This window comes from Bradyrhizobium sp. Kon10 (assembly GCF_055807395.1).
Window position 1 is genome coordinate 57,569 of sequence record NZ_JBVVOZ010000012.1, and the last position, 12,300, is coordinate 69,868.

General features: G+C 64.6%; 10 protein-coding genes and 1 riboswitch. Of the genes, 4 read left to right on the top strand and 6 right to left on the bottom strand.

Going from position 1 to position 12,300, the window contains the following annotated elements; genetic code table 11:
* Positions 1-132: 132 nt before the first annotated feature.
* Complete coding sequence (gcvH, locus tag AC0L2O_RS18315) at positions 133-501, bottom strand: glycine cleavage system protein GcvH (protein WP_473370671.1); 369 nt, start codon at positions 499-501, stop codon at positions 133-135.
* An 11-nt stretch (positions 502-512) separates the two neighbouring features.
* Complete coding sequence (gene gcvT, locus AC0L2O_RS18320; protein ID WP_473370672.1) at positions 513-1,661, bottom strand: glycine cleavage system aminomethyltransferase GcvT; 1,149 nt, start codon at positions 1,659-1,661, stop codon at positions 513-515.
* Between the two features lie 146 nt (positions 1,662-1,807).
* Positions 1,808-1,897: riboswitch (glycine riboswitch) on the bottom strand.
* A gap of 223 nt (positions 1,898-2,120) precedes the next feature.
* On the opposite strand from gcvT, the gene alaS reads away from it, so the two are divergent.
* Both alaS and AC0L2O_RS18330 read left to right on the top strand, forming a co-directional pair.
* On the top strand, positions 2,121-4,799 hold the full coding sequence (gene alaS, locus AC0L2O_RS18325; RefSeq protein ID WP_473370673.1) for an alanine--tRNA ligase: 2,679 nt from the start codon (positions 2,121-2,123) through the stop codon (positions 4,797-4,799).
* Between the two features lie 4 nt (positions 4,800-4,803).
* Positions 4,804-6,030: a cyclic nucleotide-gated ion channel gene (locus AC0L2O_RS18330; protein WP_473370674.1), complete on the top strand. Its 1,227-nt coding sequence runs from the start codon at positions 4,804-4,806 to the stop codon at positions 6,028-6,030.
* A 4-nt stretch (positions 6,031-6,034) separates the two neighbouring features.
* On the opposite strand, the gene AC0L2O_RS18335 is transcribed toward AC0L2O_RS18330, so the two are convergent.
* From AC0L2O_RS18335 to AC0L2O_RS18345, 3 genes are all read right to left on the bottom strand, one after another.
* Positions 6,035-6,535 carry a DUF3455 domain-containing protein gene (locus AC0L2O_RS18335; RefSeq protein ID WP_473370675.1) on the bottom strand — a complete coding sequence of 167 codons (501 nt, stop codon included), beginning with the start codon at positions 6,533-6,535 and terminating at the stop codon, positions 6,035-6,037.
* Positions 6,536-6,688: 153 nt separating this feature from the next.
* A complete protein-coding gene (locus tag AC0L2O_RS18340) occupies positions 6,689-7,900 on the bottom strand; it encodes an NADP-dependent isocitrate dehydrogenase (RefSeq protein ID WP_369722715.1) in 1,212 nt (403 codons plus the stop codon).
* Between the two features lie 219 nt (positions 7,901-8,119).
* Positions 8,120-9,802, bottom strand: a complete 1,683-nt coding sequence (locus tag AC0L2O_RS18345) for an alpha/beta hydrolase family protein (protein ID WP_473370767.1) — start codon at positions 9,800-9,802, stop codon at positions 8,120-8,122.
* Positions 9,803-10,144: 342 nt separating this feature from the next.
* On the opposite strand from AC0L2O_RS18345, the gene AC0L2O_RS18350 reads away from it, so the two are divergent.
* Together AC0L2O_RS18350 and AC0L2O_RS18355 are read left to right on the top strand one after the other, a co-directional pair.
* Positions 10,145-11,350 (top strand): TrmJ/YjtD family RNA methyltransferase, encoded by a 1,206-nt coding sequence (locus AC0L2O_RS18350; RefSeq protein WP_473370676.1) that lies wholly within the window; start codon positions 10,145-10,147, stop codon positions 11,348-11,350.
* A 98-nt stretch (positions 11,351-11,448) separates the two neighbouring features.
* On the top strand, positions 11,449-11,892 hold the full coding sequence (locus tag AC0L2O_RS18355; RefSeq protein ID WP_473370677.1) for a DoxX family protein: 444 nt from the start codon (positions 11,449-11,451) through the stop codon (positions 11,890-11,892).
* 3 nt (positions 11,893-11,895) lie between these two features.
* On the opposite strand, the gene AC0L2O_RS18360 is transcribed toward AC0L2O_RS18355, so the two are convergent.
* Positions 11,896-12,048 carry a hypothetical protein gene (locus tag AC0L2O_RS18360; RefSeq protein ID WP_473370678.1) on the bottom strand — a complete coding sequence of 51 codons (153 nt, stop codon included), beginning with the start codon at positions 12,046-12,048 and terminating at the stop codon, positions 11,896-11,898.
* Positions 12,049-12,300: the final 252 nt, after the last annotated feature.

Consider the following 12,300-nt stretch of genomic DNA (forward strand, 5'->3'; position numbering starts at 1 on the left):
GCGTACTTGCGCACTGGAGCGGGGCATCCAGTACACGCAGGCGCTTCGGCTAGGGCCGATGGGCCGCGGCGTACTGGATCGCCCGCCTGCGCGGGCGATGACACCGAATATGAGGTCAGAGTTCGCTTCATCTCACGCCGTGTGCGCCTTGTAGGCGGTTTCATCCATGAGGCCGCCGAGCTCGCTCTTGTCGGCAATCTTGATCTTGAAGAACCACGCCTTGCCTTGCGCGTCCGTGTTCACCAGCGCCGGCTCGCTCGCAAGCTCGGGGTTGGTCTCGAGCACCTCGCCGGTGACAGGCGCGTAGACGTCGGAGGCAGCCTTGACCGATTCCACGACGGCGGCAGCTTCCGCCTTCTTCAGCGTGCGGCCGACCTTGGGCAGTTCGACGAACACGACATCGCCGAGTTGCGACTGCGCGTAGTCGGTGATCCCGACGGTGGCGACATCGCCCTCGATGGCCAGCCATTCATGGTCGGAGGTGTACAGCATCGCGGTCATTGTCTCAGTCCTCAGCGTTTGTAGGTGTTTTTCACGAAGGGCATGGCGGCGACGGTGAGCGGCAGGCGCTGGCCGCGCACTTCGGCGAACAGTTTGGTGTCGAGCGCGCTCAGTGCGGTCGGCACATAGCCCATCGCGACCGGCGCATTCAGGCTCGGGCCGAAACCGCCCGAGGTGACCTTTCCGATCGGCTCGCTTGATGTCGCATCTGCAAACAGCAGCGCGCCCTCGCGCACGGGCGCGCGGCCTTCGGTGCGCAGGCCGACGCGGCGGCGGCTCGCTCCCTGGTCGAAATGCGCGAGAATCTTTTCCGCACCGGGAAAGCCGCCGGCGCGGGCGCCGCCGCTGCGGCGGCTCTTCTGCACCGACCATTCCAGCGCGGCCTCGACCGGCGTGGTCGTGATGTCGATGTCGTGGCCGTAAAGGCAGAGCCCGGCCTCGAGCCGCAAGCTGTCTCGCGCGCCGAGCCCGATCGGCAGCACGTCGGGATTGTCGAGCAGCGCCTTGGCGAGGCGCTCGGCGTCGGCTGCGGGAACCGAAATTTCAAAACCGTCCTCGCCGGTGTAGCCGGAGCGCGAGACGAAACAGTCGAGATCGGCAAGCTTGTGGGGCCCGGCATCCATGAACTTCATGCCGGGCGCATCTGCACACAATTTCGCCAGCGCCGATTCCGCCTTCGGCCCCTGCAGCGCGACGAGTGCACGGTCGGCCAGCGAATCGATGATGCAGTCGTCCGAGAGATGCGCGCGCAGATGCGCCTCGTCCGCGGCCTTGCAGGCGGCATTGACGACCAAGAACAGGTGATCGCCGAAATTGGCGACCATCAGATCGTCCAGAATGCCGCCATCCGCGTTGGTGAATTGGGCGTAGCGCTGCCGCGCGGGCACAACCGCGACGATGTCCTGCGGCACCAGCCGCTCCAGCGCGCGGGCGGCGTCCTCGACGTTGCCCGACTTCGGCCTGAGCGCGATTTGGCCCATATGGGACACGTCGAACAGGCCGGCCGAGCTGCGGGTGTGCAGATGCTCTTTCAGGACACCGGCGGGATATTGCACGGGCATGTCATAGCCCGCGAACGGCACCATCTTGCCGCCGAGCGACACGTGCAGGCCGTGAAGGGGCGTACGTTTGAGGGAGTCTTGGTCGTCGCGCGCAAGCATCACAGGGGCCCTCGGCGGTTCCCCGGGGAGGATTCCCCGATGGACACCAGTCGAAGCCCCATCTGTCGCTGTGCCTGAGAGTATTATCCCGTCGGCGGACGTCGTCCGGGTCTTAAGCCCGCCGGCGCCTCTTTCCAGATGCTGTCAAAGCCACGCGGTCCTTTTGCCTGAGAGTTTCCGGGGCGGTTGCTCCTTCGGCGCCGGCTACCAGTGCCGGTCTCTCCCGACGTGGCCGTACGATACAGATGGGTACAGACCACAGCCCGGCCAAGCCTGTCAACGCGCAGCTGGCGGCTTTCAACCGGGATTGCGCGGCTGCGGCAACCCTCTGATCTCTCTGCACAGTTTCTGGACAGCGAAGCTGGCCTTGTCTAAAAGCGCTTCTGTCCGCAGATATCAGCCCAAACTTGCGGTTTGGATGGCGTGTTGGCGGGCCCAAGCACACCCGATTGGATGAACATGAGCGGCGTCAACGAGATCAGGTCGACCTTTCTGAACTTCTTTGCCGAGAACGGCCACGAGATCGTGTCGTCCTCGCCGTTGGTGCCGCGCAACGACCCGACGTTGATGTTCACCAATGCCGGCATGGTGCAGTTCAAGAACGTCTTCACCGGTGTCGAGAAGCGCCCCTATCAGCGCGCCACCACTTCGCAGAAATGCGTGCGTGCCGGCGGCAAGCACAACGACCTCGACAATGTCGGCTACACCGCGCGCCATCTCACCTTCTTCGAGATGCTCGGCAACTTCTCGTTCGGCGATTATTTCAAGGAGCGCGCGATCGAGCTGGCCTGGACGCTAATCACCAGGGAGTTCGGGCTCAAGAAAGACAAGCTGCTCGTCACCGTCTATCACACCGACGACGAGGCGGCCGGCCTCTGGAAGAAGATCGCGGGCTTTTCCGACGACCGCATCATCCGCATCCCGACCTCGGACAATTTCTGGGCGATGGGCGACACCGGCCCGTGCGGGCCATGCTCGGAGATATTCATCGATCGCGGCGAGCACATCTGGGGCGGACCTCCGGGTTCACCGGAGGAGGACGGCGACCGCTTCCTCGAATTCTGGAATTTGGTGTTCATGCAATACGAGCAGGTGACGAAGGAGGAGCGCGTGCCGCTGCCGCGCCCCTCGATCGACACCGGCATGGGCCTGGAGCGCATGGCCTGCATCATGCAGGGCGTCGATAGCGTGTTCGAGACCGATCTGTTCCGGCACCTCATCGATGCGACCGCCTCCGCCTTGGGAAGCGGACCGGACGAGAAGACCGTCGCCTCCTTCCGCGTCATCGCCGACCACTTACGTTCCTCAGCCTTCCTCGTCGCCGACGGCGTGCTGCCTTCGAACGAGGGGCGCGGCTATGTGCTGCGCCGGATCATGCGCCGCGCGATGCGGCATGCGCAGCTGCTCGGCGCCAAGGAGCCGCTGATGCATCGCCTGGTCTGGGCGCTGGTGCGCGAGATGGGCCAGGCCTATCCCGATCTGATGCGCGCGGAGAATCTGATCGAGGAAACGCTGCGGCTGGAAGAGACCCGCTTCCGCAAGACGCTGACGCGCGGCCTTGCCATCCTCGACGAGAAGAGCGCTTCCTTGAAGAAAGGCGACATGTTCGACGGCGATGTCGCCTTCACGCTCTACGATACCTACGGCTTCCCGCTGGACCTGACGCAGGACGCGCTGAAGTCGCGCGGGATCGGCGTCGACCAGGCTTCCTTCACCGACGCGATGGAGCGTCAGAAGGCGAAGGCGCGCGCGTCCTGGGCCGGCTCCGGCGAGGCGGCCAGCGAGGCGATCTGGTTCCCGCTGCGTGAGAAGCTCGGGGCCACCGAATTCTTGGGCTACGAGACCGAGAGCGCCGAAGGCGTCGTTGCCGCGCTGGTCAAGGACGGCAAGGAAACCGACAGCCTCAAGGCCGGCGAGACCGGGGCGCTGCTGCTGAACCAGACGCCGTTCTACGCGGAATCCGGCGGCCAGGTCGGCGATACCGGCGTGCTGACAGGCGAGGGCGGGATCAAATTCCGCGTCACCGACACGCAGAAGAAGCTCGGCGATCTCTTCGTCCACATCGGCACGTTAGAGAGCGGCGAGCTGAAGCTCGGCACCGCACTGCAGCTCGAAGTGGATCACGGCAGGCGCTCGTCGATCCGCGCGCACCACTCGGCGACGCATCTCATTCATGAGGCGCTGCGCCAGGTGCTCGGCGATCACATCGCCCAGCGCGGTTCGATGGTCGCGCCGGATCGTTTACGTTTCGACTTCGTGCATCCGAAGCCGATCACGGCGGAGGAGCTCGCCCGCGTCGAGGACATTGCCAACGACGTGGTGCTGGAGAACGACGAGGTCACCACCCGCGTCATGGGCGTGGACGAAGCCCGCGAAGCCGGCGCGCGTGCGTTGTTCGGCGAGAAATATGGCGACGAGGTTCGCGTCGTCTCGATGGGCCGGACCGCGCGCGAGCGCGGCGCCAATGCGTTCGGCTGGTCGGTCGAGCTCTGCGGCGGCACTCACGTCAGGCGCACCGGCGATATCGGCCTGATTACGCTGACGGGCGAGAGCGCGGTTGCATCCGGCGTCCGCCGCATCGAGGCGCTGACCGGCAATTATGCGCGCAAGCACGCCAACGACACCATGGCGCTGGCAAAGACCGCAGCGAACGAGTTGCGCACCTCGATCGACGACGTACCGGGGCGCATTGCCGCGCTGATGGACGAGCGCAAGAAGCTCGAGCGCGAACTCTCCGACGCCCGCAAGAAGCTGGCGATGGGCGGCGGTGCGTCTTCGAGCAACGGCGCGGCCGCTGGCGTGCGTGAGGTTGGCGACGTCAAGCTGATGGCGCGCGCGGTCGAGGGCATCGAGATGAAGGATCTCAAGAGCCTGGCCGACGACGGCAAGAAGCAGATCGGCTCCGGCGTGGTCGCGATCGTCGGCGTCACCGAGGACGGCAAGGCCGGCGTGGTGGTCGGCGTCACCGCGGACCTCACCGCGCGCTTCAACGCGGTCAATCTGGTGCGCGTTGCCTCCGAAGCACTCGGCGGCAAGGGTGGTGGCGGCCGGCCCGACATGGCGCAGGCCGGCGGTCCCGACGGAGCCAAGGCGGCGGCGGCGTTGTCGGCCATCGAAAAAGCCATGATCGGCGCCTGAGGCCGTGGGCCTCGTTCCGCGAGGACGTGGCTTGCGCGATCCCAATTTGAGGGATCGCCTCTATGAATTGCTGGAGCACGATCCGCTGGCCTACTCGGTCGGGTCGCGCTTCATCCAGCTCGTCATCGCCGTCATCGTGCTCGACGTGGTCGCGATGATCCTCGCTTCGGTGCCGGAGTTGGACGCGCAATTCGGCGCGCTGTTCGCGGGCATCACCATCTTGTCCATCGTCGTGTTTGCGCTCGAATACGCCGCACGGATGTGGACGGTGGCGGGCCACACCCAGCGCAAGACCTCAGCGCTCGCCGACCGGCTGTCTTACGCTTTCTCCGCGCTCGGCATCATCGATCTCCTCGCGTTCCTGCCGGCCGCGATCGTGCTCGCCACGGGCCGGCATGCGACGCTGGCCGCGCTCGGCGTGCTGCCGTTCTTCAAGCTGGTCCGCTACTCGCCGGCGATGCGGTCGCTGCTCGCCGCTGTCCATGCCGAGCGGCGGGCGCTGATCGGCTGCATCGTCATCCTGATCGGCGCGGTCCTGACGTTTGCCTCGCTGCTCTATGCCATCGAGCGCGACGTGCAGCCGGACAAGCTCGGCACCATTCCGCAAGCGATGTGGTGGGCGATCGTGACGCTCGGCACCGTCGGCTATGGCGACGTCGTGCCGGTGACGGCGCTCGGAAAGTTCATCTCCGTGTTCACCATCATCAGCGGCTTTGCCATGATCGCGCTGCCGGTCGCGATCATCTCCACCGCCTTTGCCGAGGAGGTGAAACGGCGCGACTTCGTGGTCACCTGGGGCATGCTGGCGCGGGTGCCGCTGTTCTCGCATCTCAGCGCATCCGAGATCGCCGACATCATGCGGCTGCTGCGGGCGCGCACGATCGAGCAGGGCGAAATATTGGTGCGGCGGGGCGATGCGGCTTCGTCGATGTATTTCATCACCGCCGGCGAGGTCGAGATCGCGCTGCCGAACCAGCAGGTGCGGCTCGCGGATGGCACCTTCTTCGGCGAGATCGCGCTGCTGCATAAGACAAAACGCAGCGGCACGGTGACGGCGACGCGCAAGACCCGGCTGCTCGTGCTCGACGCGCAGGATTTTCACGCCCTGATCGCGCGCATGCCGACGCTGGCCGCGCATGTCCACAAGACCGCGAAAGCGCGGCTCGAGGAGAGCGGCGATGTTGCGGCGGCAGAACTCGCGCAAGGCGAGCGCGAGGGCACGGATCGCTGATCGGTCAGCCCTTTTTCAGGAAGACATACTCGGCCGAGTAGGGCGCGCTTTTGAACTCGCCGGCCTTGTCGCAAGTGCCGTCGAGCTTGCCGCCATGGGTGTTGATGCGCTGGACGGTGGTGACCGGCGTCAACACGCCGCTGCCGCGGCGGGAGGCGACCTCCAGCTTCAGCCAGGCGATGTCGGCGGCGGATGCGCCCGGTGCATTGCCGACAACCTTGCCCACGACCGCGCTGCTGTCGCTGAGCTCCCAGTTCGGCCCGGCGTAGTGCCGTCCGATCGTCTTGCCTTCATTGAGCAGCGTGGCGATCGGCTCGCGAAAAGTCCAGGCGAGCTTGCCGTCGGCGCCGGCCTTGCATTCATAGACCTGCGCGCCCTCGGCATGGACGCTGAGCACGACGCTCTCGCCGGGGGCGGCGATGGCGTCGGGGAGCGCGTCGGCGGCGAACGCGGAGGTGCTGGTCAGTGCGAAGGCTGCGAACGCAAGGCGCTTGAGTGTCGGCATGATATTTCCTTCGCCCTAGGTCTCGTCATTGCGAGGAGCCCGCGACAAAATTGCAGAGCAATTTTTGCGCTGGCGACGAAGCAATCCAAACTATTTCCGCGGAGGGATTCTGGATTGCTTCGCTGCGCTCGCAATGACGGGGTGAGAGCTGGCTTACGCCAGCGCCTTCTCCAGATTCTGCGCGACCTTGTCGAGGAAGCCGGTGGTCGAGAGCCAGCGCTGGTCGGCGCCGACCAGGAGCGCGAGGTCCTTGGTCATGTAGCCTTCCTCGACGGTATCGACGCAGACCTTCTCCAGCGTGTTCGCGAACTTGGCGAGCTCGGCGTTGTTGTCGAGCTTGGCGCGGTGGGCGAGGCCACGCGTCCAGGCGAAGATCGACGCGATCGAGTTGGTCGAGGTCTCCTTGCCCTTCTGGTGCTCGCGATAGTGGCGGGTCACGGTGCCGTGGGCGGCTTCGGCTTCCACCGTCTTGCCGTCGGGGGTGAGGAGGACCGAGGTCATCAGGCCGAGCGAGCCGTAGCCCTGCGCGACGGTGTCGGACTGCACGTCGCCGTCGTAGTTCTTGCAGGCCCAGACGTAGCCGCCGGACCATTTCAGCGCCGAGGCCACCATGTCGTCGATCAGGCGGTGCTCGTAGGTCAGGCCCTTGGCCTCGAATTCCTTTTTGAATTCGCGGTCGTAGATGTCCTGGAAGATGTCCTTGAAGCGGCCGTCATAGACCTTGAGAATCGTGTTCTTGGTCGAGAGATAGACGGGGTAGTTGCGCAGCAGTCCGTAGTTGAGCGAGGCGCGGGCGAAGTCGACGATGGAATCGTCGAGATTGTACATCTCCATCGCGACGCCGGCGCCGGGCGCCTTGAACACTTCCTTCTCGATCACCGTGCCGTCCTCGCCGACGAACTTCATCGACAGCGTGCCCTTGCCCGGGAACTTGATGTCGGTGGCGCGGTACTGGTCGCCATAGGCGTGGCGGCCGATGATGATCGGCTTGGTCCAGCCGGGAACCAGGCGCGGCACGTTCTTGCAGATGATCGGCTCGCGGAAGATGCAGCCGCCAAGGATGTTGCGGATGGTGCCGTTCGGCGACTTCCACATTTGCTTGAGGCCGAACTCCTTCACCCGGGCTTCGTCCGGGGTGATGGTGGCGCACTTGACGCCGACGCCGACCTTCTTGATGGCTTCGGCGGCATCAATGGTGACCTGATCGTTGGTCTGGTCGCGGTACTCCATCCCCAGGTCGAAATACATCAGCTCGACATCGAGGAACGGGTTAATCAGCTTGTCCTTGATGTACTGCCAGATGATCCGGGTCATCTCGTCGCCATCGAGCTCGACGACGGGATTGGATACCTTGATTTTTGCCATGATCGGGGAAGCCCTCTTGGGAACGGCGCCTTTTGGCGGCCGCGGTGGAAATCTCCCGCGCTATAGCACCGCCCGTTGGCGGGCGGAAGCGGACCGGTTATGCACTTTCAGCCCATCTTTGCGCCGAGAACCGCCATTCCGAACAGGTCGGAATGACGGCTGTAGCACCCTAATCGGGCATGTGTCCCTCGAGCGAACCAGCGCCGTCCGAGAACACTCCTAAAAGGCAGCCTGAGTGGCCGTGCCTGCCACGATGTACCAGGTCACGAACAGGCCGGAGATCAGGGCGCCCGGCAGGCTCGATCCGGTCCGTCGCCAGGTGAAGGTCGCAATCACGGCGACGATCGCCAGCAGCGGCACAAACTGGATGGCGACGATGGTCGAGAGGGGCACGAAGCCGGGGTCGGGGAGCGGGTTGAAAAGCTTTCCGGTCAGCCAGAGCGTGCCATATTGCAGGACCAGCAGTACGATGAAGCCGAACGTCAGCGCCAGTATATTGGTCAGATAGAGCGCGAGCCGCGGCGTCTCTATCGTCGAGAAGTTCCGGTGCAGCACGTGCAGCGCCACGACGAAAAACGCCGTGAACGGAATCAGGTAGATCAGGAAGATCACAAACTGCTTCGCGTTCATCAGCTTCAACGCGATGATCCAGAAGCGGAAGTCGATCTTGAAGGCGAGGTCGGCGAGCCACAGCGCGGCATAGCCGACCGCGACCGAAGCGACCGCGATCACCACGGATTGGCCAACCAGTCCGGTCCGGGCGGTACGCCTTGGGGCGAAGCGCATCAGCGCCAGTGTGATCAGGCCGTTGATGACGGCCCAGATCAGGATCTGGTTCGTGATGCCCTGCGGCAGGAACGCCGTCGGTGGCGCGAAGCTACCGGCCAGCGCAAAAGCCGGATAGTAGGTCAGCGCCGGGATGAACGCGGACAGGATCAAAGCCGCGGTCCAGCGCCGGCCGGTGGCGGCGTGATGCGCCGGTATGGCGCCGTCAGCGACCGCGGGCAGGCGGAGACGAGAGAACATCTGCGCCTCGAGCAGGCCGTCGAAAGTGCCGATCAACAGCGCGACGAAACCGGCAAACGCGATCAGTGTGCCGAGCTCCTTTCGGAACCAGATCTGGTCGTCGGCCGCCCGCGGCGTGCCGCCCTGCAGGGTCTTCGCGAACCAGTCGAGGCTGTAGCCGATCGCCTCATGCGAGATGTGCTCGGCCGGGTGAGTGATCGCCGGCGTGTACAGAACCCTGGCAGTGCCGGCCGCCGGGTTGCCATAGACCTTGCCCGGCTCGACCGGCCCCTGCGTGCCGAACATCGCCCACAGCTTGGGGCTCTTGGTGACATCGCGGGCGCGATCGACGCCCCACATCAGGGTGGAGAATTCCTCATACTGAGCAAACACCAAGGCGGTGTTGCGCGGCCAACTGGGGGTGCCGTCGGCAGCGAACGGCTTACCGGTCGAGGATCCCTCCAGCACCATCGACTTATAGTCATTTGGCATCGCGGCGGCTGCGGCCAGCACCGTCCAGCCACCCATCGAGTGACCCTCGAGGCCGATATTGGCCTTGTCGACAATGTCGAGGCTGCGAAGGTAGGCGAGGCCGTCGGGGCCGCCAAAGCCGTTGGCAAAGGCGGGCGGGTCACTATAGCCATGGCCGGTCTGGTCCAGCGCCAGCACGACATAGCCGCGGCGGGCGAATTCGATGGCGAAGCCGTCCTGGGTCTCGCGGGAGTTGATGTAGCCGTGGACGGCGAGGATTCCTGGTGCCGGGGTCTGCGCGGTGGCATTGGCAGGAACGTAGAGCAGGGCACTCATCGTGTTGCCCTTGGCACCCTTGAACCTGACATCCTGAATCCGGATGCCGCCGGCGGTCTGCGTCAAATGGGCGATGAGGCCGCCCACCACGATCAAGACCGCTCCCAGAATTGCCAAAGTCCATCGACCGCGCATCGTCCCCCCCCTTGAATTGCGACTTTTAGCTCCGCCCTTTCGGCTTCGCTTTAGTTGTGGTTGATAGCCATATCCGAAGGCAAAGCGCGCACAAGCCGGGGAGGGAAACCGTCCCCAGTTGAGATGCGATTGCGGATTCGCAAACGGCGCTAACCCTGTTATCTCCGCTGAGAAATTGCGCCGCACGGAACGCGGGCCGGCGGCGTGGATGAAGGCTTCGATCAGCGTCTTCAGACAGACGTTCAGGCTCTTTCGGAAGCGCAATGAGACGAACACTGAAGCAGAAAGTGAACTGAGATGTCCGGCACCGACAAGAGCAAGATGGGCCTTGCCCTCGACGGCCCCATCGTGATCCTGGTCGAGCCGCAGCTCGGCGAGAACATCGGCATGGCCGCGCGCGCCATGGGCAATTTCGCGCTTGGCGCTTTGCGCATCGTCAACCCCCGCGACGGCTGGCCCAACATCGCCGCCCAGCGCGCCGCGGCCGGCGCCGACCACATTCTGGAGAAGGTCGAACTGTTCGACACGGTCGGTGCGGCCGTTGCCGATCTCGACCTGCTGTTCGCCACCACCGCGCGCCCTCACGACCAGGCCAAGCCGGTGGTCGGGCCGGAAGCCGCGGCAGCCGAGATTTCGGCGCACGTGGCGACCGGCGGCCGGGCCGGCATTCTGTTCGGCCGGGAGCGCTGGGGCCTCACCAACGAGGAAGTCGGCCTCGCCAACCGCATCATCACCTTCCCGGTCAATCCGGGCTTCGCCTCGCTCAACCTCGCCCAGGCCGTACTGCTGGTCGGCTATGAATGGTTCAAGCAGGCGACCTCGGGCGCGCTGCCCCACGCCATGCCGGAGCGATCCGAGCGCGCCTCGCAGCACCAGATCCAGGCCTTCTTCGACAATCTGATCCGGGAGCTCGACAAGGTCGAATTCCTGCGCCCCGCCGAGAAGCGCGACACCATGCTGGTCAACCTGCGCAACATCTTCACCCGCATGGATCCGACCAAGCAGGACATGCATACCCTGCGCGGCGTGGTGATGGCGATCGCCGAGGGCCGCAAGGGCCCGGCCAAGGGCGGCGTGCTCGATGGCGAGCAGGCGACGCGGCTGCGCGCGCTTCTGGCCGAGCACGGGCAGGGTGGAGCGCCCGACAGCGGCTCGACGGTGCGCGGGCTCGCGCGGCTGCTTCGCCGCAACCCGACCGACGCCGAGCGGCTGCTGTGGCAGGCGCTCACCCGCGACCGCCGCTTCGCCGGTCAGTTCAAGCGCCAGACCCCGGTGGGGCGGCACATCCCGGACTTCGTCTCGTTCCCGCACCGGATCGCGATCGAGCTGGTGAACCCCGGCGAGGGCGAGACGATCGCCGCCGACCGCGCGGCACGGCGCACGTGGCTGGAGGCGCGTGATTATCGGGTGCTGGAGATGCGCGCCGCGGATGTGGAGCGCGAGCTGGAGACGGAGCTGGCACGGTTGCAAGGGATGGTCGCGGAAGGACCGGACGCTCCGTAGGCGATAGTTCTGGGCGTGTGCTCATAAGCCAATCATGATAGATTGGCTGTCGGCAGAGGAAGTGTTCACCCGGTCCTGGACAACAAGGGGGCCTACCAGTGAAATCCTATTTTCAGTCGCCGGCCGTCGACGCGTTCGCCGCTGGGAGAGCTGACGTCCTGATCTTGATTGGCCGCATTCTACTGGCCTGGGTGTTCGTCGGAAGCGCCTACGGAGCGCTGGCCAACTTCAGCGGATCGGTGGGCTATTTCAGGTCGCTGAATCTTCCAGCAGCTGGGCTGTTCACTGCCGTGAATATCGCAGTGGAAGTATTGATATCCGTCGGTTTGATATTGGGTATCGGTACGCGCTACTGCGCGGTGCTGACGCTCCTGTTCGTGTTGGCGGCAACGATTGTTGGACATCGTTACTGGGAATATCCTCCTGGTGCGCAGCAGGCGGGACAATACAACAATTTCTTGAAGAACATCTCGATCATGGGCGGCGCGCTGTTGATCTTCGTCACCGGCGCGGGCCGTTTCAGTTTAGATCGCGCATCGTAGCTTTCATCGCTTCAGCTTGAGCTTGAATGCGTCCTCGAGCGCGCGACGGATATTCTTTAGGAGCGGCTTCAAAGCATTGCCCGCGAAGGCGGAGAGAAGCATCAGCCACGTCGCCAGCGCGGCACACCACAGCAGGGCTTCCAATATGTCAGGCATGATGCCCTCTTAAAAAATGACTTCTCTGAAATGAGGCGAGTGTCGCTCAATGGGGCCGACACCGCAAGTCGTCCCCAGAGTGGTGGCGGGTCGAAACACTCGGAATAGACTCGAAGATTGCGGCCTGCGCGCAGCCTTGCGTCAACGGAAGCAAGCGGCCTCTGCAAACCCGAAATATCATCGTAGTCTTGAAGGGTGGGCAAAGCGACTTGTCCGCTGTAGCTCGAGAGCGAAGGCGGAAGCGTGCCCACC